Source organism: Streptomyces sp. NBC_00669, from assembly GCF_036226785.1.
Lineage (GTDB): Bacteria > Actinomycetota > Actinomycetes > Streptomycetales > Streptomycetaceae > Actinacidiphila.
The window spans coordinates 1,890,641-1,913,022 of record NZ_CP109018.1; the positions used below are offsets into that span (position 1 = coordinate 1,890,641).

The window sequence follows — 22,382 nt, forward strand, 5'->3', positions numbered from 1 at the left end:
AGCGGGCCCAGCACCGCCGGCCGGCGCGCGAACCCCGTCGCCTGGTGCAGCCGGTCCATCGCCGACCCGGCGTCCGCCACCAGCCGCGTCCGCCCGCCGAGCCAACTCCCCTGCCGCGGGCGGGTGTCGGCGGCCCTCGCCCGGTCCTCGGCCGCACCCGAGGGCGTTTGGGGCGGCCGGGCGGCGGCCAGCAGGCCCCGGAGCGAGAGCATCCGCAGGATCTGCGTCCACTGCGCCTCGCCCAGCCGCGTGCCGTACGCGGCGGCGTACTCCGCGCCGATCTCGGTGAGCGACTTCGAGCCGTCCAGCCGGACGATCAGGAACCGCTCCTTCCCGCCGACCTCCAACCGCGCCCCGGTCAGCGGGTCCTTGACGAGGTGGACCACCTTGGGGCCGCGGGTCAGGGCCGGCCCGACGGTCACGTCGTCGCGCACGGCGGGCCGCATGTCGAGGAAGCCGCCGACGGTCGTCACGGGGTCACCGCGGGGCGGGGCTCGCGAAGCGCGCGGCCGAGCACGTAGGAGAGGTACGCCTCGTCGCGGACGCTGACCGACAGCCGGTTGTTGGTCATGTGCAGGTAGGGCGAGGCGAGCATCGGCAGGGCCTGATCGGGGTCGTCCACCGGCAGGTCCCGGCTGCCGTCCCAGGAACGGAAGACCAGGTCGCCGGAGCGGGCCAACTCCGATACCCGCTCGCGCAGTTCGAGGCCGTGCTCGGCCCAGCCGCGAAGGAAGCCGGGCAGCCGGTCGAGCGCGGGCCGCGCGGTGGCCCGCCGGATCTCCTGGAAGCGGTGCGGCAGCGCGGTGCCCATGGCCTGGTAGGCGCGGTCGTAGCCGTCGCTGGCGGTGAAGTTGGTGCCGGTGAAGGCGGAGTTCCAGAACTCGTGGTAGCGGTCGAGGAAGGTGAGCAGCGCGGTCTCGCCGGGCAGCAGGCACCCGGCCATGGTCATCATCAACTGCGCGGCCGTGCCCAGCAGTACGGTCCGCACGTGCAGGTTCATGGTGGCCGCCGCGTCGACCACCAGCTCGCTGGAGCGCTGGAAGTGCCACTCGGCCAGTTCGACCCCGGCCGGGCCGCCGTACTTCCCGTACTCGGGCTCGTAGGGCTCGGCGGCGAAGGAGTTGTTGGGGCGCAGCCGCATCCGGCCGGCCGCGTCGGTGAAGCGGTCCCGCTCGCCGCCGGGGTACTCCAGCTCGAAGAGGGTGTTGTACAGCTCGGCGAGGAAGCCGTCCTTGACCTCGTACAGGGCGGGCCGGCGCTTGAGGAAGTCCTCGACGGCCGCGGCGGCGCGGGCGGCGACCTCGGGCCCGGCCTGCGGCGAGGAGGGGCGCAGCCGCAGCCGGATGTGCGGCCCCTCCAGCCAGTAGTTGATGAAGAACCACCCCGACAGCAGTCCGTCGCGGGTGAGTTCGGCGACCAGGGGCCGGGCGCACTGGAGCAGGAAGGGGCGGGTGCTGGCGGCGTAGAAGACGTGGTACGCCTGCCAGTCCCCCCGGGGATCGGCGGGCCCGGCGGGGCGGGCAGGGCCGGCCGGGCGGGCGGGGTCAGCGGGTCCGGCGGGGTCGGCTGCCACGGAAGTGCCGGGGGCGGGGCCGGTGCTGCCGCCGTGCGGGATCGTCGTCATACGCGCGTGCCCTGCCTTCCGTGCGGGTCGGGTGCGGGTGCCGGCGCCGATGCGGCTGCCGGGGTCGGGGCGGGTGCCGGGGTCGGGGCGGGTGCCGGGGTCGGGGCGGGTGCCGGGGTCGGTGCCGGGGTGGGTGCCGGGGTGGGTGCGGTCGCCGCCGGACGGGGGACGATCTCCACGGCCAGTTCGGCGACATGGCGGCCGCGTGCGGAGCGGACGTGCAGCTCGTCCGCCGCCGGCAGCATCTCCTCGAAGACCGTGCGGGCCCGGCCGCCGCCGGTGAGCGCTTCGAGAGCGATCAGGGACAGCGGGCTGTCGAAGTCGACGTAGCCGGGTTTGGCGCCGCCCCCGAAGGCCGCCGCCGGCCCCCCGCCGCCGGGCATTTCCTCCCGTACCGTCGCGAACACCCGTGCCGGCAGGCCGTGCCGGCGCCGCCAGCGCTGCCACGCGAGGTAGTACGCGGCTTCGCCCGCGCCCGGCTCGCGCACCGGCAGCGCGCCCGGCGCCGCGGTCCAGCTGCGCCGGTGCAGGACCAGACCGCGGTAGCGCACCCGGGGCCGGGCGGTGACTCCGTCGACCGCCGGGCCCTGCGGAACACCGCGCCACAGGTCGGGCCGGGCGCGGGAGGTGGGCGAGAAGAGCAGCAGCGTGCGCGGCACTTCGGGCAGCACCATGGGCACCAGGTAGCCGAGGTAGAGCGGCACGACCTCGCGGCCGAGCCGGCGCGAGCGCAGCACCAGCCGGTCGGTGGCCTCGTCGTGTTCCGCGTACAGGTCGTCCAGGTCGATCCGCGCTCCGGCGGACCCGGTGCCGCGCTCGCCCGGGCAGACGATCTCGTGGTCGGTGAGCCGCCCGTGCAGGTTGAGGTTGGTGGTCGCGGAGCCGGCGGTGACCTCGGCGAAGACCGCGCCGGGCGGCTGCCAGGCACGCAGGGTGCGGCGCAGCTCAGCGCTGAGGCCGTCGGCGGCCGGGCCGGTGGAGGGGGTCCCGGCGGCAGGGGTCCCGGCGGCGGGAGTTCCGATGGCGGGGACCTCGGCCGGGTCCGCGCCCGTGCCCTCCGCGCCGTCGAAGCAGTGGGTGAAGCGGGTGAAGGGGAAGCACAGGCCGCCGTAGGAGTTGTTGAGGACCACCAGCGGGTCGCCGTCGCGCTCGGCGAGCTGCACGAAGTGGCTGTGCGGGGTGAACCCGGGTGCGAGCGGGGCGAGTTCGGCGGCGACCGCGTCCACGGTGGCTTCGTCGAGCCGCAACTCCCATGCGCCGGGAGGGTGGTCGTGCCACGCCTCGCGCATCCGGCGGGTGAACTCCGCCCTGGCCCGGTCCAGCGCGGTGACCTCCGGCAGGCCCAGCCAGTTCTCCTCCGGCGCGGCCGAACCGTCCGGCGCCCAGGGCGACTTGGTGGACGTGAACTGGAGGTACTGCGTGAAGATGTCCTCGTGGAAGTCGTGCACCAGCCGCAGCACGTCGTCGCAGCGCCCACCGCGGCCGTACCGGGCCAGGAAGAAGCCCTTCAGCACCAGCCGCTGCGGCAGCGCCACGTCGAAGGCGGGCAGTACCCGGGTCAGGGCGTGCAGCGGCGCCGCGGCCAGCTCGGTCCAGCGCTCCAGGTCGGCGCCCACGGGCTCGGCGCGTACGTCCTCGTAGAGCAGCGTCTGCGGGAGCGACGGCGCGTCGGCCCCCAACTCCTTCTGCACGCTGATCAGTTCGCCGCGGAGGGTACGCAGCAGGGCGCGCCGTCCGGCGAGGTCGGCGGCGGCGTAGCGCTCGACGCAGGAGGCGGCGCCGGCGAGGCGGGCGGCGACGCGATCGGCCCAGGGGCGGTCCAGGGCCCGCAGCGCGGCCCGGAAGGAGCGCAGCGGGTCCGGCGTGTGGACGTCGGTGTCAAGGCCGGTCATCTGGAGGATGCCGAGATCCAGCAGGGTCGCGGGGTAGCGGGCGGCTTCTTCGGGCGCGGCACCGGTCTCGGCGGCGAGCCAGTCGGCGAGGTCGCCGTACCGGGGCGTCGCGCCGCCGGCGAAGAGGCCGAGCATCCGCTCCAGGGTGCCGCTGCGGCGCAGGAAGAACAGCCGGTCGTGGGCGGCGTCGAAGCTGACCGCCGCGGTGTCGTCGCCCGTCGTCACCGAGCGGCGCACGTAGCGCAGCCGGTCGTCGTCGAGGTTCCAGCCGGCGGACACCGCGACCGGCAGGTCGGCGCGGCGGTCCGGGTCGGCGGCGACCAGCTCCGCCAGCCGGGCCAGCACCACCACGTTCAGCCGGGGATGGCTGCTCCAGCCGTCGCCCAGCTCGCCCCGCGCGTCCGTCGCCCCTTCGTCCGCTTGGCCGGACGGCTCCTCGAACTCCCCCGCCGCCACTGCCGTGAACGTGCTGAACGGGCTGGTCTTGCACGCCGTGCGGTACAGGTACGAGAGCAGCGACCGCTCCTTCTTCCGGGCCCGCTTGTCCGGTGCGGGCACCGGCCCCGCCGCGCCTTCCGCGATGAACGCGTCCAGTTGCCCGTCGAGGGTCGGCGAGGCCAGCACCAGGCCGAGCCGCAGCCGCTCCTCGGCCGCGAGCCGCCGCAACTCGGCCCGGGCCGCGGCGAGTCCGTCGTCCACCAGGCCGCCACCGGTGGCGAGGGCCCCGGCGAGTTCGCGCCGAGCGGTGAGCCAGCGCTCCAGCAGTTCGCCGGTTCCGCCGCCCGCGGCTCGTGCCAACTCCCGTACGGCGTCGGGATCGCGCGGCACCCTGCCGTTGAACACCTCCCGGCGCAGGGCCAGTACACGGCGGCGCTGCCGTTCGTCGTCGGTCGCCACGACCAGCGCGGTCAGCGGGTCCGCCAACGCGTCCGCGAGCGCGTCGATCCGGTCCTGCGCGTCGAGCACCTGCTCGGCCCAGGCGCGTGCCCGCGGGTCGCGCAGCCGCTCCACGGCCTCCACCGGCAGGCCGGCCACGCGCAGCACGAAGCGGCGGTGCAGCAGCCAGTTCCGCGCCGCGCCGTCTCCTGCCGTGGTGCCGGTGCTGGTGCCGGTAGTGGTACTGGTGCCGATGCTGGTACTGGTATCGCTCGCGCGCGTGGCGCTCGCCTCACTCACGTCGTCCACATCTCTCATCACGGGCGCTCAGGCGATCTCGTAGCGGAAGTCGGCCGGGCGGGGCCGTTCGTGGCCGATCATCATGATCAGCAGCGGGATCTCGCCGGTCGCGTCGAGCCCCAACTCCTCGGTGAAGGAGATCGCGTCGAACCCGAGCGCCACTCCGCAGGCGAGGCCGGCCGCGCTCGACGCGGTGTACACGGCCTGGGAGATGCCGCCGACCACCGCGTTCACCAGGCGGTAGCCGCGGTCCCCGACGGCGTCCAGCACGGCGTGGGTGCGCGCGGCGGGCACGATCACGGCCGCGGCCTGTTCCAGGTTGTAGTTCGCCAGGAAGTAGTTGCGCTGGAGGAACTCCCCCGGGCGGCCGGCCCGCAGCAGCCGCAGCGACCCGTCGGCCCGGTCGTACGCGTACGCACCCTGCGGCACGCCCGCCACGTGGTTCACGAACACCAGCAGCCGGGTGAGGGGTTCGGCGTCAGCGGGCTCCGCGTCGCTGTCCAGCGTGCCGGCGGCGTCCGCGGCGGCGAGCACCGTCGCCAGTTCCCGCGCCGCCAGCGGACGCGCCGCCTGGAACCTGCCGAAACTGCTGCGCCTGGCCCGCAGCGCCTGCCGCACCCCGCGTTCCAGCGGCTCCCGCGCGGGCAGCGCGACCCGCTCGCCGCCCGCCTCGACCGGCCGCGCCGACGCCGCCGCGAGCGCGCCGGCCGCCGGCCGCCGGGTCGCGCCCTCGACCGTCGCCGCGTGCATCCGCCGCACCGTCTCGAACGTCGTGGTGAACCCCGAACGCTCCTGGTCGGCATGCCCTACCCGCACGGATGCCGCGCCGGAGATCGCGCCGGAGCCCGTGCCTTCGGCCTCCGCGGCCCCGGTGCCGGTGCCGGCCGCCGCGGCCGCGTTTGTCGTCGCGTGCGCGGTGGAGGGCTGCCAGGTCAGCGGCACCACGGCGAAGACGCCCTCCTCGTCGTCGGTCAGGCCGAACAGGGCGCCGAGCCGGGGCTCGTCGAACCAGAAGGCGGGGCCGACGTGCAGGCCGTGGGCGCGGGCCCAGATCCGCCACGTAGCCAGCAGGGCACCGGTGTCCATCGTGACGACGTGGTAGCTGAAGCTGTTGTACTTGAAGGCGTTCTGCCAGAAGCGCACGGTGAGCACGAGGAACTGGTCGTGGCCGAGGGCCGGTTCGCCGACCGCCGCGCGCACCTGCGGGGTGACGTCACCGGTGAGCAGGCGGCGCAGCGCGTGCTGCCGGGTGTCGTAGTAGTGCACGCCGGGGGTGAGGGGGCCGCCGGGTCCGCTGACCCAGTGGATGCCGACCGGGTACAGGCCGCCGCCGGACGCGCTGCCCCGCGACCAGTTCGCCTCGGCGTACATCGGCAGCGTGCCCAGGTCGGAGTTGGCCTGGACGGCGAGCCGGCGGCCGGTCAGGCCGTAGGAGTCCTGGAGCATCCCGGCGAGCAGCGGCAGTGTGAACGCGCCGCCGCCGCGCGGCCCGTACAGGCCGCGCTCGACGGTCGCGCCGGGCGGCGGCGAGGGGGTGGCGTGCGGCAGCGGGAAGCTCTCGGCGCCGGGGAAGTGCTTCCCCTTGCGCGGCCGGTCCGCCCAGTCGGGCACCCAGTCGGCCGGCTCCATCGGGTACCGGCCGCGCCGGACGATCGCGGTCGCGTACTCATGGGCGAATCCCACGGGCGGTCCTTTCCTCATCGGGCCTCTCGGGCCTCTCGGTCCTTGCGGTCCTTGCGGTCCTTGCGGGTGCTGCCTGGGTGCTGCCTCGGGTCCTGCCGGGTCGCGCGGAACTGCCGTACTGCCGTGCCGCCTTGCCGCTGTGCCGCCTCACCGCCGTACTGCCGTCTTGCCGCTCCGCCGTCCATTCCGGGTCGCCTCGCCAAGGGCGTGAAGGGCGTGAAGGGCGTCAAGGGAACGGATGTGGCGCCGGGTTGAGGTCATCGGCCGCCAAGTCCCTTTCGCACAGCCCCGCTTCCCGCAGCGCGCTCCGCATGCGGGGCATGTGGCGGGCCCGCTGGCGGTTCCAGCCGAAGTCGATCGGGAGCAGTCCCGGCACGATCACCCCGGCGGTGCGGAATCCGAGCGCCCGCTGCTCCGGCCCGGTCTGGTCGACGGCGATCACGTCGAACCCGGCCCTGGCGACCTGCGCGACGCACGCCTCGACGTCGTCGCGCAGGTCGTCGCCGGGGGCGACGGTGTCGCGGGCGAGCGCGGCCGGCGTGATCCGGGGCGGCCTGCGGTTGCCGGGCCGGCCCGACGTGCCCAGCAGGAAGTCGGCGTGCCGGGCCATCTCCGGCAGCCCGTACACCAGCGGGTGGTCGTGCAGCACCCGCACCTTCGTGAAGTCCTCGGCCATCGCCCGCAGTCGGGGGGCGTCGCGTTCGGTCCTGGCACGCAGGTTGACCGCGTCGGTGGCGATCTCGCACAGCCCGGCGGCGAGCGCCGCCTCCGGGTCGAGGCTCGCGCCCGCGCCGAAGCACAGCCGGCCGGTTCCGCCGTCGACGCGCTCGGCGACGGCGGTCACCACGGGCACCGGAAAGGTGATCCGGGTGTCGAAGAACCGGGCCCGGTAGCCGTACATCGCCAACCGGTCGATCATCGAACGGGTTTCGGGGCGGCGGCTGGCCGAGCCGTCGATCTCGGTGAGCGGGGCGCGGCCGTACCAGGCGAGCAGGAAGGCGTCGCGTTCGATCACCTCCATCAGCCCGAAGTACACCGCCTCGGCCCAACTTCCGCCGGACGCACAGCCGTTGGAACTCTCCTGCACGAAGCGGTTGGCGAGGCCGCCGGGCGCGTGGTAGTACGCCGTGATCTCCGGGACCAGCAGCGGACGGTGGTCGCGCAGCGAGTAGCCCCACACCCACGGGATCGGCCGCGCCGGATCGAACGGGCGCACCTCGGGTTCCGCGCGGTGGAAGCCGGCGTCGTACAGGCCGCACGCGCGGGGGTCGAGCACCGGTGCGGTGCGGGCGAGTTCGTCGTACGCCGCGACGACCTGGGTGCGCTTGCCGCGCGGCCGCATCCCCGCGAAGCGCTCCAGCCCTTCGAGCAGGCCGACCCGGACGCTGGAGCGGTAGCGGGGGGTGTGCCCGCCCCAGAAGCACTCGCGCAGGTAGTCGCCGGAGCGCAGCAGGAACGAGCCGACCGTGGAGGACGTCGACGCCGACACCAGGTCCGGCACCACGGACGGGCCGAGCATGCCCGCCACCGGGTTGACGAAGACCTCAAGGGGCACGTCGTACGCGTCCGCCGGCCGGCTCCTGAAGTCCGTCGCGGACCGCTTGGGCGTCGCCGGCAGCGGAACGGCGGCGGCGGGCGCGGTGTCCGGCGGCGCGTCCCCGCACGCGGGGCACTCCGCGTCGGGAGCCACCGGGAACCGCGTCACCCCCAGCGTCTCCAGGTCCAGCAGGTACGCGTACGGGAACCGCTCCCGTGCGGTGCCGGCCGCCGCCGCGGTGTGCGCCGCGAGCACCGCGGCCAACGCGTCCGCGGCGAAGGGCAGTTGCCACGGCGAGGCGCCCGCCGCCCGGGTGTCCGCGCCCGACTCCAGCGCCTCCCGCAACCCCCGGGCCCGGACCGCCTGCCACCGCCGCGCCAGGCACCGGGCGCATGCCGGGCCGCCGCCCGGCACGAACGGCCCCACCAGCGCGTGGTGCCCGTACACGTGGACGGCGCGCGGTTCGTCGCCGCCCGGAACCGCCAACTCGTCCCGTAGGCCCAGCGGATGGACGGCGGGAGCGGGAATGCCGTGCGCGGCCGGACTGCCGGCAAGGGCGGCGCCGAGGGCTGCGGCCAGGGCGCCGACGACGGACGGCCCGGCGGACGTGTCGGTGGCCCGCTCGGCCGGCGGCGGCGCGGCGACGGGCGCCGGGCGAACGTCAGTGCGCATCGGAGGCCCGGGGCGACGTCAGCAGGACGCGGGTCACGTGCAGCCGGCCGGCCGCGAGGTCGGGCGCGTGCACCGGGACGGCCAGCAGGTCCTGCCCGGCCGCGCGCAGCCGGGCGGCGACGGTGGCCCAGTCGGTCCGCTCGGTCAGCGGCACGGGTCCGGGGACCCGGGTGGCCGCGATCGTGGCGGGCGCGAGGTCCTTCATGAGCGGGTCGCCGGTGTCGACGCGGGCGGAGGCGGTGCGATCGCCTGCGCCGGCACGGCCACCCGCTCCGGCACCGGCGCCCGACGCGGCGCCGTCACCCGATCCGGCTTCCTCGGCGGCCAGTTGGAGAGTGCCGAGCAGGTCGCGGAGTGCTTCGAGTGCCGCGTCGCGCCCGCGCGGTGCGGTGCCCAGCGCCCAGCTCCCGCCCGCGCGGGCGAGCACGGTGGGGGCGGGCCGCGCGTCCGGCGCGCCGAGGTCGAGGAGGTCGAGGTCGGCGCCGAGGTTGGCGGCCGACCGCAGCAGGAAGGTGAGTTCGGCGTCGTCGCCGTCCTCGGGGCCGACGCGTTCCGCCAGTGCGGCCGGGTCGATCGCGCGGACCTCGGTCGTCCCGCGCAGGGCGGCGCGCAGGGCCGCGTGGCCGAGCGCGGTGAGCACGCCGCGGGCGGCGGCCTCGGCCGGGGTACGGCCGGCGCCGGTTCCCGCGGAGGTCGGCTCGACCAGCCGGTCCCGGTTGTACGGGCCGAACGGGCGTACCGCGGCGGCCGGTACGAGCACGCTGCCGCCGCCGCCCAGGAGCGAGGTGGCCGCGCACCACGCGGTGGCCGCCCCGGCGCCGTACCCGAGCCCGGCCGCGGTGGCGAGGTCGGCGGGGTCCACCGCCCGCCACTTCTCCCGGGCCGCGTCGAGCGCGGCACCCGTGAGCGGCTCCGCCGGCGGTACGACGTGTTCGGCGTAGACCTCGGCGGCCCGGTGCAGCGCGCGCAACCGCGCCCCGGCGACGTGGTGGACGTCGAACGCGCTGATCTCCCGCCGTACTCCGTGGCCGAGGCCGAGCCGCACCGTGGCGGCCTTGAGCGGGGTCTGCGCCCACGTCTCGTCCGCGTACGCCTGGAAGACGCCCGCGACGGGCCCCACGAGCGCGGACCGGTCGGTGAGTTCGGCGAGCGCGGCCTGCCCGGCGTCGGCGTCCCCCACCGCGGCGGTCAGGTCCCCGGCCGGTGCGGCGTCGCCGGACGCGTCGAGCTGCTCCAGGTCGGTGACCGTGGCGGGCGGTGCCGCGAGCGGGGCGCAGGCCGGGCAGCGCGGGTGCGGGAGGAGGGGTTCGGTGACGGTGTCGAGCGAGTCGGTGTCCTGGACGATCAGCCGGCCCTCGCTCTCCGCGGGCAGCGCGCCCGTGGTGAGCCGGAACACCTCGTAGCCGAGGAGGTTGCCGAGCATGGCGGCGAGCGGACCGCTCAGGGAGGCCGCGCCGGGCTGGTCGCGCGGGCCGCCGGGGGCCAGCCCGCTCCACAGGTCGGCGGCGTCGGCCGGGTCCCCGTTGGCGCCGAGCCGCAGCGCCGCGCAGGTCCAGCAGCCGGCCGACGCGACGGTCTCGGCGGAGCCACCGGACCCGTCGGACGCCACCGTCGCATCCGCCTCACCAGGCCCGCCGGTGAGCAGCGGCCCCACCACCGCCGACCGGCCGAACATCCAGGCGGGCAGCACCCTCTTCCCGGCCGGGACAGCGTCGGACAGCGCGGCGACCTGCCGCGGGCCGCGCTCACCGGTGACCACCACGAGGTCGTACCCGTCGAGGTCGGCCCAACCGAACTCGCCCGTCCCGCGGCCGGGTTCGAGCACGTCGAGCACTACCGGACAGCCCTCCTCCCGCAACGCCGCGGCCTCCTCGGACGCCGAGGGGGCGGCGGCGGAATCGGTCGCGGACGGGACGGCGGAATCGGTCGCGGACGTGACGGCCTCGGACGTGACCGCCGCGGACGTGACGGCCACCCGCGCGCAGCCGTTGCGGACCAGCGACAGCGCCGCCCAGCGGGCGAGCGCGTCGTCGCCGACCACGGCCACCCGGGTGTGCCGGAAACGCAGGAACCGGGCCGCCGCGTCATCGGTGTAGTGGTCGACGTAGGCGATCTGCGCGGCGAACCGCCGCGCCACGGCCTCCTCGGGCACCGGCGCGTCGGCGGCCGGCGGGACCGCGTCCCTGGCGAAGCCACGCGCGTAGAGCGTGCCGACGAGTCGGGCCACCATGTCGCGCTGCTTGTCGCCGAGGCCCCCGCAGAGCGCGGCCACCGTGTTGTCGCCGGTCAGGTGCGGCACGATCAGGGACGCGAAGCGGTAGGCCGACGGCATCACGACGCTGAATCCGCCGCGCGCGTTGTGGAAGTGGACTCCGGTCGGCGTCTGCGTGTAGAGCACGTCCCGGCGGATGCGCGGCCGGGTCGCGGCGATCTCCTCGTACGGTGACACCATGTCGGTCACGCCTCCGTGGGGTGCAGTTCCGCGGCGCCGGGCCGGGGGGACGGGTGGGGGGTGCGCCCGCTGGCGCGAGGGGTACGTGCGGCCCGGGCGCCGACACCGTCGGCGGCGGCGGCCCGGGTGAAGACGCGCAGCAGGTCGTGCATGCGGTAGTGGCCGCGCGGCCCTTCCTCCAGCAGCCCCGCGCCGACCAGCCGGTCGAGCACGCGGGCACCGCTGAGGGCGCCGTCCAGGGAGTCCTGGTTGTCCCGAGTGCCCTGGGCATCCTGAGTGCCCCGGGGGTCCTGGCTGTCCTGGGCGTCGTCGGGGCCGTCGGTGGAACCGGCCGCCGACGTCGCGGCGGCGGGCCGGGGTCCGTCGGCGTGGGCGCCGCGCAGGATGGCGAGTTCGAGCCGTTGCAGGTCGGGGCCGGGGTCCACGCCGAGTTGCTGGGCGAGGTGCTCCTTGGCCTTGCGGTACTCGGCGAGCGCCTCCGCGCGGCGGCCGGTCCGGTACAGCGCCTCCATCAGCTGCCCGGTGAAGCGCTCGTGCAGCGGGTGGGCGCGGGCGGTGGGCCAGATCTCGGCGACCGCCTCGCGGTAGCGGCCGCGGGCGAGTTCGAGGTCGAAGACCCGCTCGATGGCGCGCAGCCACTCCTCCTCCAGCCGCGGGACCTCGTCGCGGTGCAGCAGGTCGGAGTGGACGTTCGACAGCAGCGGCGGCCGCCAGAGCGCGAGCGCGGTGCGCAGCAGCCCGAGTTCCTTTTCCGGTTCCGCCGCGGAATACGCCCGGCCGAGCAGTTCGCGGAACTCCACGAGGTCGAGTGCGGCGGCGTCCGCAGTCAGCCGGTAACCGCCGGGAACTGCCTCGATGGCGTTGTCGGCGACGCCGTATTTACTGAAGAGCCGGCGCAGCCGCAACACGCAGCTGTGTAATGCGGCCTTCGCCTGTGCGGGCGTGTCGGCGCCCCAGATAACCTGCTGCAGAAAATCAGCGGTGACCACGGAATTCGCGTGCAGAAGTAATGCGGCGAGCAGAGCGGCGGGCCGCGACGGCTGGAGGACGACGGATTCCCTGCCGTCCGCGAGGGTGAGCATGCCGAGAACGGTGAACCGGGTGTGCGTACCGCCTCGTTCGCCCGTCGGCGGCTCGGCGGAGGTCATCGGACCATGGCCGTTCGTCGTTCTTCGTGCCGCGCGCGCGTCTGCTCGGAACACACACTTCACCGTCCCCGTAGCCCCGTGACACCGACGGCCCGGCAAGTGTGCACCGAGCAGAGACAAAGGCCGGATACGGCCCAGACTATCGGCGATCTCGGATGAGGATACGGCAGCTCCGTTTAGCTGTCCAGGGTGCCTGAACGCCCGTTAACCGGCGCAATCAGGACACTCCGGGACGGTATGCCGCGGCAGCACTGGAGGGCAAACGGACATCCCTCACAGTATTACGAGCGGGTGAATATCGTTTTTCCGGAGGATCGGACGCCCCGACATCACAGGACAACTCGGCCGAAGTAATGGCACGGACAAAAGAACCAAAAGTCCGCGGCGATTGCCGCCGGCGCCCGGCCGCACCCGCACGAGGCGACCCGTTGGCCGCACCCCGCGCACGCGACCCGCGTCGGCGACCCGCGGCCACGCCCCGCGCCGGGATCGCTTGACACCACGGCCGAGCCTGCTTCACTGTTCCACAAGACAGAAATGAACTTCCGCAATGTGAAATATCGACCTTCTGGAAGGAGCCGCTTCGTGGGTCTCGCCGACGCGCGCTTCGATGTGAACCTCTCGATCCTCTTCACCGAACTCCCCCTCCTGGAGCGGCCGGCCGCGGCCGCCGCCGCGGGCTTCGACGCCGTCGAACTGTGGTGGCCGTGGATCGACGACCCCGCGCCCGACAAGGTCCGCCTCGACGAACTGCGCTCGGCCCTGGAGGCGGCCGGCACCCGCCTGGTCGGCCTCAACTTCTACGCCGGGCAGTTGCCGGGGCCCGACCGCGGCGCGCTGTCCGTACCCGGCGAGGAGTCCGACCGCTTCCGCGCCAACGTCGAGGTCGCCGCCGGCTTCGCCGCGTCCGTGGGCTGCCGCGCGCTCAACGCGCTCTACGGCAACCGCGTGGACGGCGTGGACCCGGCCGCGCAGGACGCGCTCGCGCTGGAGAACCTGGTGCGTGCCGCCCGCGCCGCGGACGAGATCGGCGCGACCCTGCTGATCGAGGCGCTCAACGCCCCCGAGTCCCCGCGCTACCCGCTGGTCTCCGCGGACGCCGCCGTCGACGTCGTCCGTCAGGTCAACGAGGCGACCGGACTGGACAACACCCGCTTCCTGCTCGACCTCTACCACCTCGCCATGAACGGCGAGGACCTGCCCGCCGTGATCGAGCGGCACACCGCGCTCACCGGCCATGTGCAGATCGCCGACAGCCCCGGCCGCGGCGCGCCCGGCACCGGCACCCTCCCGCTCGGCGCCCTCCTCGACGCCCTACGCGCGAAGGGCTACGACGGCTGGACCGGCCTGGAGTACAAGCCCTCACCCGCCGGTTCCGCGGCCGCCTTCGGCTGGCTCCCCCGCTGACCCGCCGAACCACCGGGTCCCCACCCCCGGCTCCCCTCAACTCGCCCTCCCCATCCCCGTATCCATCCCCCGCCCCTCCCCATCCCCATCCCCTGAGCCGCGCCGGCGCCGCATCCGGCCCGCACCCACGGAAGGCAAGAAGATGAGCACCACACTGCCCAAGGTCGCCTGGATCGGGCTGGGCATCATGGGTTCGCCGATGTCGGAGAACCTGATCAAGGCCGGTTACGACGTGACCGGCTACACCCTGGAAGCCGAGAAGCTGGCCCGGCTGGCCGCCAACGGCGGCACCGCCGCCGACTCGATCGCCGCGGCCGTCCGCGACGCGGACGTCATCGTCACCATGGTCCCGGCCTCCCCGCAGGTCGAGGCGATCGCCTACGGCGAGGACGGCATACTCGCGCACGCCCGCCGGGGCGCCCTGCTGATCGACACCTCCTCGATCACCCCGCAGACCTCGATCGACCTGGCGAAGGCGGCCGCGGACAAGGGCATCCGCGTGCTCGACGCGCCGGTCTCCGGCGGCGAGGCGGGCGCGGTCGAGGCCGTGCTGTCCATCATGGTCGGCGGCGAGGCGGCCGACTTCGACCGGGCCCGGCCGCTGCTGGAGGCGCTGGGCAGGACCGTGGTGCACTGCGGCCCGCACGGCGCCGGCCAGACCGTGAAGGCCGCCAACCAGCTCATCGTGGCGGTCAACATCCAGGCATGCGCCGAGGCCGTGGTCTTCCTGGAGAAGTCCGGCGTGGACCTGTCCGCGGCGCTCGAAGTCCTCGGCGGCGGCCTGGCCGGCTCCACCGTGCTCGCCCGCAAGAAGGACAACTTCCTCGACCGCGACTTCGCCCCCGGCTTCCGGATCGACCTGCACCACAAGGACATGGGGATCGTCACCGACGCGGCCCGCACCGTCGGCGCGGCCCTGCCGGTCGGCGCGGTGGTCGCGAACCTCGTGGCCTCGCTGCGCGCGCAGGGCGACGGCGGCCTGGACCACTCGGCGCTGCTGCGGGGCGTGGAACGGCTCTCCGGCCTGCCGGTCAAGGGCTGAGCCCGGGTCGGCAGCCGGGCCCGCGCCGAGTACCACCGGTGCGAAGGGCCCGCCCGGCCACCCCGAACCCCGCCCGGCGGTGCGTGCCCCGACAAGGGTCGCGCCTGGGGGCGCCCGTACGGCCGCACGGCCGCGGGAGCACCGCCGGGCGGCCACCCCCGAAGCCCGCGACTTCCCTCGTACGCTTACCGGGTGCGAGGGAACGGTCACAGCGGCGCCGACTTCCTGCACTATGGGTGCACGACACCTCGGCCCGAACCGCCGGGGCCGGACGGGAGTTGCGAGCGATGGCTGAGAGCGTGCCGGTGCGCTGCCCCGCCTGCGGGCGGGAGCACGGCTACACCGCCCCGACGTTTCCGTGCGCCTGCGGCAACCCGCTCGCCCCGCCGGTGCTGGCCGGCGGCCGGCCCGTACAGGTGCTGCACCACTCCTGGGACGAGTCCTGGATACGGCTGCGCTGCCCGGAGTGCGGGCGCTCCGACCAGTGGCCGCAGCCGGAGTACGACTGCGCCTGCGGCGCGCTGGTGCGGCTGCCGGTCGCGGCCTGCGCCGCCGACTCCGGTGACGGCAAGGTGCCCGCGCCGCAGGAGGGCGCACCCGAGCCGACCGGTCCGGTGCCGCCGCCGACCACCCGCCGGCCGCCGTTCCGCCCGGTCACGATCCGCACCGCCCGGGACGCGCTGAGCGCGGCCGCCCACTACCTCAAGTGGCTCGGCTTCGGGAACGTACGGCTGGCCGGGGACCGTACCGCCAACGGCATCGACCTGCGCGGCGACAGGCTGGTCGCCCAGGTGGACCCGACCACGCTGCCCACCCCGCTGCGGGACGTCGAGTGCCTGTGGCTCAACTGCGTCAACGAGGACGCCACCGGCGCGTTCTTCTCGCTGGCCGGGTACGCCCACGACGCGCGGCTGCGGGCCGACCGGCTCGCCGTGCCGCTGTACGTCCTCGACCTGACGGGGACGCCCCAGCCGGTCAACGAGGCCGCGGAGCAACTGACCCGGCGGGGGCCCGAGTAGGCGGTCCGCCCGCACCGCCCCGTCCTGCGGGTTCCCGGACCCTCGGCCAGGTCGTGGGCTGATCGCGCCGTCCCTCCCCCTGGCTTCGCCCGCCGGCGCCCCCAGCACCCCTGGATCTGCCGGCTCCTTGCGCGAGCGACGGCACCGCACCCCCTCATCCGACGCCTTGACGCCCATCCGTCGGCGACCTAGCCTCATTTCACATAACAGAAGTTACTTTCCGTATTACGGAAAACAGTATGTCGAGCGCTCAGCTCGCCCCACCCCCGTTGAAGCCCCGCAGGGAGTCCTCATGACCCGTATGACCGCCGCGCGCGCGGCCGTGGAGATCCTCGAACTCGAAGGCGTGGACGTGGCCTTCGGAGTCCCGGGAGCGGCCATCAACCCCTTCTACGCGGCTCTGAAAGCCTCTGGGGGGATCACCCACACGCTCGCCCGGCACGTGGAGGGCGCCTCGCACATGGCCGAGGGATACACCCGCACCGCGCCGGGCAATATCGGCGTGTGCATCGGGACTTCGGGTCCGGCGGGCACCGACATGATCACCGGCCTGTACTCGGCGATCGGCGACTCGATCCCGATCCTGTGCATCACCGGCCAGGCCCCCACCGCGGTGATCCACAAGGAGGACTTCCAGGCGGTCGACATCGCCTCGATCGCCGCGCCGGTCACCAAGGCCGCCACCACCGTGCTGGAGGCCGCGCAGGTCCCGGGCGTCTTCCAGCAGGCGTTCCACCTGATGCGCTCCGGGCGCCCCGGCCCGGTGCTGATCGACCTGCCGATCGACGTGCAGCTCACCGAGATCGAGTTCGACCCCGAGACGTACCAGCCGCTGCCGGTCTACCGGCCGGCCGCCTCGGCCGCGCAGATCGCCAAGGCGCTGGCGATGCTCGGCGCGGCCGAACGCCCGCTGATCGTCGCGGGCGGCGGGGTGATCAACGCCGACGCGGCCGACCTGCTGGTGGAGTTCGCCGAGCTGACCGGGGTGCCGGTGGTGCCCACCCTGATGGGCTGGGGCGCGATCGCCGACGACCACCCGCTGAACGCCGGCATGGTCGGCCTGCAAACCTCGCACCGGTACGGCAACGAGACGTTCCTCGCCTCGGACTTCGTGCTGGGCATCGGCAACCGCTGGGCGAACCGGCACACCGGCCGGCTCGACGTTTACACCGCAGGCCGCACCTTCGTGCACGTCGACATCGAGCCGACGCAGATCGGGAAGATCTTCGCCCCGGACTACGGCATCGCCTCGGACGCGAAGGCCGCGCTGGAGCTGTTCGTCGCCGCGGCGCGGGAGGCCAAGGAGGCCGGGCTGCTGCCCGACCGCTCGGCGTGGGCCGCCTCGGCCCGGGAGCGCAAGGCGACGCTGCACCGCCGCACCCACTTCGACGACGTCCCGATGAAGCCGCAGCGGGTCTACGAGGAGATGAACCGCGCGTTCGGCCCGGAGACCCGCTACGTGTCCACCATCGGGCTCTCCCAGATCGCCGGCGCCCAGATGCTGCACGTCTACCGCCCCCGGCACTGGATCAACTGCGGCCAGGCCGGTCCGCTCGGCTGGACCGTCCCGGCCGCGCTGGGCGTCGCCACCGCCGACCCGGACGCCCAGGTGGTGGCCCTGTCCGGGGACTACGACTTCCAGTTCATGATCGAGGAACTGGCGGTCGGCGCCCAGCACCGCATCCCCTACGTGCACGTGCTGGTGAACAACTCCTACCTCGGGCTGATCCGGCAGGCGCAGCTCGGCCTCGACATCGACTTCCAGGTGAACCTGGAGTTCGAGAACGCCAACTCGCCGGAGATCGGCTGCTACGGCGTGGACCACGTCAAGGTCGCCGAGGGCCTGGGCTGCAAGGCGATCCGGGTCACCGAGCCCGGCGAGCTGGGCGCGGCCTTCGCGCAGGCGAAGAAGCTCGCCGCCGAGCACCGGGTGCCGGTGGTGGTCGAGGCGATCCTGGAGCGGGTCACGAACATCTCGATGTCCACCACCGCCGACATCGGCAACGTGGTGGAGTTCGAGGAGGTGGCGACCGAGCCCTGGCACGCCCCGACCGCGGTCATCCCGCTGACCGCGCCCGCCCCGGCCACCGCCGCGACCGGTGGCACCACCCCGGCCGGCGCCACCGCCTCGGCCGCCGTCACCGCGGTGCGCTGAACCGTTCGCGCAGCTCGATCTTGCGCACCTTGCCGCTGACCGTCATCGGGAAGGCGTCGAGCACGCGCAGTTGGCGCGGCACCTTGTAGTGCGCGATCCGGTCGGCGCAGAACCCGGCGACCTCGGCGAGGGTGGGCGGGTCGGCCGGGTCGCGCGGGATGACGCAGGCGAGGATCTCCTCGCCGTAGCGGGCGTCGGGCACGCCGACCACCTGCACGTCGGCGATCTTGGGGTGGGTGTAGAGGAACTCCTCGATCTCGCGCGGGTAGATGTTCTCCCCGCCCCGGATGATCATGTCCTTGATCCGGCCGACGACGGCGACGTAGCCGTCCTCCCGCATCAGCGCGAGGTCCCCGGTGTGCATCCAGCGCCCGTCGTCCACGGCTTCGGCGGTGCGCTGCGGTTCGTCCCAGTAGCCGAGCATCACCGAGTAGCCCCGGGTGCACAGTTCACCCGGGGTTCCGCGTGGCAGGGTGACACCCGAGGAAGGGTCCACGACCTTCACCTCGATGTGCGGGAGCACCCGGCCGACGGTCTCGGTGCGGTGCTCCAGGTCGTCGTCCCGGCGGGTCTGGGTGGACACCGGCGAGGTCTCGGTCATCCCGTAGCAGATCGACACCTCGGCCATGTGCATCTCCGACATGACCCGCTTCATCACCTCCGCCGGGCACGGCGAGCCGGCCATGATGCCGGTGCGCAGCGAACTGAGGTCGTAGGAGGCGAAGTCGGGCAGGCCCAGCTCGGCGATGAACATCGTGGGCACGCCGTAGAGCGAGGTGCAGCGCTCCTGCTCGACGGCGCGCAGGGTCGCGGCCGGGTCGAAGGCGGGCGCGGGGATGACGATGCAGGCGGCGTGCGAGGTGATGCCGAGGTTGCCCATCACCATGCCGAAGCAGTGGTAGAAGGGCACCGGCAGGCAGACCCGGTCCTGTTCGGTGTAGCCGACCGTGCCGCCCACGAAGTAGCCGTTGTTGAGGATGTTGTGGTGGGAGAGGGTGGCGCCCTTGGGGAAGCCGGTGGTGCCGGAGGTGTACTGGATGTTGACCGGCTCGTCGCAGCTGAGCGACGCCTCCCGGACGGCGAGGTAGTCGGCCGGCAGGTCCGCCCCGGCCGCCATGAGCCCGTCCCACTCCGGGTCGCCGATGTGCACCACCTCGCGCAACCGCGGGCAGTCGTCGCGGACTTCGGCGGCCATCGCCCGGTAGTCGCTGCTGCGGTACTCGGTGGAGGCGATCAGCACCTCGATGCCGGACTGCTTGAGCACGAACGCCAACTCGTGCAGCCGGTAGGCGGGGTTGATGTTCACCATGATCGCGCCGAGCCGGGCGGTGGCGTACTGCACGAGCACCCACTCGGGGCAGTTGACCGCCCAGATGCCGACCCGGTCGCCCTTGTGCACCCCGTGGGCGGCCAGGCCCCGGGCCAGCGCGTCCACGTCGCGGCCGAACTCGCGGTAGGTCCAGCGCCGTTGACTGGCCACGTCGACCAGTGCTTCGCGGTCGGGGTGAGCGGCCAGCGCCCGGTCGAGGTTGCGTCCTATCGTGTCGCCGAGCAGCGGGGCGCCGCCGGTGCCGTGCGCGTAGGACGGCTCGGCCGGCGGGGTGCCGGCGGCGGCCCCGGCCCCGGTCGTGCCCATGCCCGTGCCCGTATCCGTGCCCGTGTCGCTCATCGGTAGTCCTCCTCGCGGTACTCGTGGCTGCCGTCGCGCGCGGTCGCCTCGCGCAACTCGATCCGGCGGATCTTGCCCGACACGGTCTTGGGGAGTTCGGCGAACTCCAGCCGCCGCACCCGCTTGTAGGGCGCCAGCACCGACCGGGAGTGCGCGAAGATCGCCTTGGCGGTCTCGCCGTCGGCCGCCCAGCCGGCCGCGAGCACCACGTACGCCTTCGGCACCGACAGCCGCAGGTCGTCGGGTGCGGGCACCACGGCGGCCTCGGCGACCGCCTCGTGCTCCAGCAGCGCGCTCTCCAGCTCGAACGGGGAGATCTTGTAGTCGGAGGACTTGAAGACGTCGTCGCTGCGGCCGACGTAGGTGATGTAGCCGTCCGCGTCGCGGTGGCCGATGTCGCCGGTGTGGTAGTAGCCGCCGGCCATCGCCTCGGCGGTGCGCTCCGGGTCGCCGGCGTATCCGGTCATCAGGCCGACCGGGCGGGTGGACAGGTCGAGGCAGATCTCGCCGTCGTCGCCGGGCCGGCCGGTCTGCGGATCGACCAGGGCGACGGTGTAGCCGGGGGTGGGGCGGCCCATGGAGCCGGCCTTGACCAGTTGCCCGGGGGGGTTGGCGACCTGCACGGCGGTCTCGGTCTGCCCGAACCCGTCCCGGATCACCACCCCCCACAGCCGTCTGACGTGCTCGATCACCTCGGGGTTGAGCGGCTCGCCGGCCGCGACCACCTCGCGCGGCGGATGCGCCAGCGCCCGCAGGTCGGCCTGGATGAGCATCCGCCACACCGTGGGCGGCGCGCAGAAGCTGGTCACCCCGGCCCGGTCCATCTCGGCCATCAGCCGGGCCGGGTCGAACCGGGTGTAGTTGTGCACGAAGACCGTCGCCTCGGCGTTCCACGGCGCGAACAGGCTGGACCAGGCGTGCTTGGCCCACCCGGGCGAGGAGATGTTCAGATGCACGTCGCCGGGGCGCAGCCCGATCCAGTACATGGTGGCCAGGTGCCCCACCGGGTACGACAGATGGGTGTGCTGGACCAGCTTGGGCCGGGCGGTGGTGCCGGAGGTGAAGTACAGCATCAGCGGGTCGTCACCGCGGGTGGGCCCGTCGGGCACGAAGACCGGGTCGGCGGCGTACGCGTCCTCGTACGCCCGCCACGGCCCGGTGGCGCCGCCGACCGCGATCCGGGTGTAGTCGCCGGGCACGTCGGCGAACTTCCCGGTGTCGGCGGCCCGCACCACCGCGTGCCGGGCCCCGCCGCGGTCGATCCGGTCGCGCAGGTCGGCCGGGCCGAGCAGCGGGGTGGCCGGGATGGCCACCGCCCGCAGCTTCATCAGCGCCAGCGCGGTCTCCCACTGCTCGGTCTGGTTGCCGAGCATGAGCAGCACCCGGTCGCCGGCCCGCACGCCCAGGCCGCGCAGCCAGTTCGCGACCCTGTCGGTACGGGCGGACATCTCCCGGAAGGTGGTGCGCGCCTCGCTGCCGTCCTCCTCGACGATCCACAGCGCGGGCCGGTCGGCGCGCGCGGGATCGGCGGCGACGGCGTCGAACCAGTCCAGCGCCCAGTTGAAGTGCTCGGGCCTCGGCCACCCGAAACCGTCATACGCTGCCTGGTAGTCCTCACGGTGCCGCAGCAGGAAGTCCCTGGCGTCCCGGAACATCCCGGTCGCGTCCGATGCCGCCATGTGTCCTCCTCGTCGACGGACCCCTGAGTAGCATCGTCCGGTAGTGACGTGGGTCTCACTACCCCCGGAAGGGGGTGAGGGGGTGATGCGGGTGAACGGACACGGTGAGGCGGTCGAGGTGCGGGCGGCGCTGTTGCGGATGCGCAGGTCGGGGCTGTTGGCGGTGTCGTTCGGCGGGCTGGTGGCGGGCGGCGGCGGGCTGCCGGTCGGGTACGGGGCGCGGCAGTTCCGGATCAGCGAGCTGGCGGGCACGGCCACCGAGTCGCTGCGCGGGCTCTCGATCACCACGGGCAACGGTCTGGGCGGCAAGACGCTCGCGATGGGCCGCCCCTACGCGGTCACCGAGTACCGCGACTCCCGGGTGATCAGCCACGAGTACGACGCCGCGGTGGCGGGCGAGGGGCTGCGCTCGGTGCTGGCGGTGCCGATCGTCGTGCAGCGCCGGGTGCGCGGGGTGCTCTACGGGGCGCTGCGGCAGCCCTTCTCGCTCGGTGACCGGCCGCTGAACGTGGCGCTGGACGCGGCCCGCGAGCTGGAGCAGGCGCTGGTGATAAGGGATGAGGCGCAGCGGCTGCTGTCTTTCGCGCAGGCGCCGCTGCCGGCCGATCCGCGCGCCTGGGAGGAGGTGCGCGAGGCGCACGCGGAGTTGCGGGCGCTGGCCGGGCAGGTGCCCGACATGCATCTGCGGCAGGAGTTGCTCAGTGCGTGCACCCGGCTCGCGGCGGCGGGCGCGCCGCCCGCGTCCACCCGGCCCGGGCGCTCCTCGCGCGGCGCGCCCCAGCTCACGCCGCGCGAGCTGGACGTCCTCAGCTCCATCTCCTCCGGGGCGACCAATGCGGCGGCGGCGGCCCGGCTGCGTTTGCGGCCCGAGACGGTGAAGAGCTATCTGCGGTCCGCCATGCGGAAGTTGGGGGCGCATACCCGCCTCGAAGCGGTGGTCGCCGCGAGGCGCGCCGGTCTCCTACCGTAAGCACGGCCCCCCACCACCCCGGGTGCCGCTGCGGCTCCCCCCGGGTGCTGTACGGCCCCCCGCCGTAACGGTTCCCCACGGCCCCCGGGTCCCGGTGCGCTCCGGCTGGTCGCGCAGTTCCCCGCGCCCCTGAGTACGTGCGGCTGCTCCGCAGCGCACAGCTCGCCGACAACGGCGAGCAACCCAAATCAGGGGCGCGAGGAACTGCGCGACCAGCCACCACGCACCCGCAGACAAACAACGCACCACAAAAGGGC

At 74.2% G+C, this 22,382-nt stretch carries 12 protein-coding genes and 1 pseudogene; 5 read left to right on the plus strand and 8 right to left on the minus strand.

Annotation, left to right across the window (positions count from 1 at the left end; genetic code table 11):
• Positions 1–469: 469 nt before the first annotated feature.
• From OG896_RS07625 to OG896_RS07650, 6 genes are all read right to left on the minus strand, one after another.
• Complete coding sequence (locus tag OG896_RS07625; RefSeq protein WP_329363613.1) at positions 470–1,624, minus strand: lantibiotic dehydratase C-terminal domain-containing protein; 1,155 nt, start codon at positions 1,622–1,624, stop codon at positions 470–472.
• Positions 1,621–4,692 (minus strand): lantibiotic dehydratase, encoded by a 3,072-nt coding sequence (locus OG896_RS07630; RefSeq protein WP_329363614.1) that lies wholly within the window; start codon positions 4,690–4,692, stop codon positions 1,621–1,623. Before OG896_RS07630 ends, OG896_RS07625 begins: the two co-directional genes overlap by 4 nt.
• Before the next feature lie 27 nt (positions 4,693–4,719).
• The gene (locus tag OG896_RS07635; protein ID WP_329363615.1) at positions 4,720–6,375 is read right to left on the minus strand and encodes a nitroreductase family protein; all 1,656 of its coding nucleotides are present in this window, start codon (positions 6,373–6,375) and stop codon (positions 4,720–4,722) included.
• 226 nt (positions 6,376–6,601) lie between these two features.
• On the minus strand, positions 6,602–8,584 hold the full coding sequence (locus OG896_RS07640; protein WP_329363617.1) for a TOMM precursor leader peptide-binding protein: 1,983 nt from the start codon (positions 8,582–8,584) through the stop codon (positions 6,602–6,604).
• A complete protein-coding gene (locus OG896_RS07645) occupies positions 8,574–11,036 on the minus strand; it encodes a TOMM precursor leader peptide-binding protein (RefSeq protein ID WP_329373788.1) in 2,463 nt (820 codons plus the stop codon). The genes OG896_RS07640 and OG896_RS07645 overlap by 11 nt, the downstream gene beginning before the upstream one ends.
• 5 nt (positions 11,037–11,041) lie before the next feature.
• On the minus strand, positions 11,042–12,184 hold the full coding sequence (locus OG896_RS07650; RefSeq protein WP_443056960.1) for an AfsR/SARP family transcriptional regulator: 1,143 nt from the start codon (positions 12,182–12,184) through the stop codon (positions 11,042–11,044).
• Positions 12,185–12,769: 585 nt separating this feature from the next.
• Here OG896_RS07650 and OG896_RS07655 point away from each other — a divergent pair.
• The 4 genes and pseudogenes from OG896_RS07655 to gcl form a co-directional block, all read left to right on the plus strand.
• Positions 12,770–13,591: a TIM barrel protein gene (locus OG896_RS07655; protein ID WP_329363618.1), complete on the plus strand. Its 822-nt coding sequence runs from the start codon at positions 12,770–12,772 to the stop codon at positions 13,589–13,591.
• 142 nt (positions 13,592–13,733) lie between these two features.
• A complete protein-coding gene (locus tag OG896_RS07660; protein ID WP_329363620.1) occupies positions 13,734–14,633 on the plus strand; it encodes a 2-hydroxy-3-oxopropionate reductase in 900 nt (299 codons plus the stop codon).
• A gap of 287 nt (positions 14,634–14,920) precedes the next feature.
• Entirely contained in the window at positions 14,921–15,652 is a 732-nt protein-coding gene (locus OG896_RS07665) for a hypothetical protein (protein ID WP_329363622.1), read from the plus strand.
• A 292-nt stretch (positions 15,653–15,944) separates the two neighbouring features.
• Positions 15,945–17,711, plus strand: a pseudogene (gene gcl, locus OG896_RS07670) (glyoxylate carboligase); the annotation flags it as partial.
• Between the two features lie 79 nt (positions 17,712–17,790).
• On the opposite strand, the gene OG896_RS07675 reads toward gcl, so the two are convergent.
• Both OG896_RS07675 and OG896_RS07680 read right to left on the minus strand, forming a co-directional pair.
• Complete coding sequence (locus OG896_RS07675; protein ID WP_329373790.1) at positions 17,791–19,443, minus strand: AMP-binding protein; 1,653 nt, start codon at positions 19,441–19,443, stop codon at positions 17,791–17,793.
• Positions 19,444–19,472: 29 nt separating this feature from the next.
• Complete coding sequence (locus OG896_RS07680) at positions 19,473–21,155, minus strand: AMP-binding protein (RefSeq protein WP_329363624.1); 1,683 nt, start codon at positions 21,153–21,155, stop codon at positions 19,473–19,475.
• An 85-nt stretch (positions 21,156–21,240) separates the two neighbouring features.
• On the opposite strand from OG896_RS07680, the gene OG896_RS07685 reads away from it, so the two are divergent.
• Positions 21,241–22,125, plus strand: coding sequence for a helix-turn-helix transcriptional regulator (locus tag OG896_RS07685; RefSeq protein WP_329363626.1), 885 nt, complete (start codon positions 21,241–21,243; stop codon positions 22,123–22,125).
• Positions 22,126–22,382: the final 257 nt, after the last annotated feature.

Coding starts and splice junctions, on each gene's coding strand:
- OG896_RS07640 (WP_329363617.1), bottom strand. CDS start 8,584: ATGCGCACTGACGTTCGCCCGGCGCCCGTCGCCGCGCCGCCGCCGGCC.
- OG896_RS07675 (WP_329373790.1), bottom strand. CDS start 19,443: ATGGGCACGACCGGGGCCGGGGCCGCCGCCGGCACCCCGCCGGCCGAG.
- OG896_RS07650 (WP_443056960.1), bottom strand. CDS start 12,184: ATGACCTCCGCCGAGCCGCCGACGGGCGAACGAGGCGGTACGCACACC.
- OG896_RS07625 (WP_329363613.1), bottom strand. CDS start 1,624: ATGACGACGATCCCGCACGGCGGCAGCACCGGCCCCGCCCCCGGCACT.
- OG896_RS07685 (WP_329363626.1), top strand. CDS start 21,241: ATGCGGGTGAACGGACACGGTGAGGCGGTCGAGGTGCGGGCGGCGCTG.
- OG896_RS07645 (WP_329373788.1), bottom strand. CDS start 11,036: ATGGTGTCACCGTACGAGGAGATCGCCGCGACCCGGCCGCGCATCCGC.
- OG896_RS07660 (WP_329363620.1), top strand. CDS start 13,734: ATGAGCACCACACTGCCCAAGGTCGCCTGGATCGGGCTGGGCATCATG.
- OG896_RS07665 (WP_329363622.1), top strand. CDS start 14,921: ATGGCTGAGAGCGTGCCGGTGCGCTGCCCCGCCTGCGGGCGGGAGCAC.
- OG896_RS07680 (WP_329363624.1), bottom strand. CDS start 21,155: ATGGCGGCATCGGACGCGACCGGGATGTTCCGGGACGCCAGGGACTTC.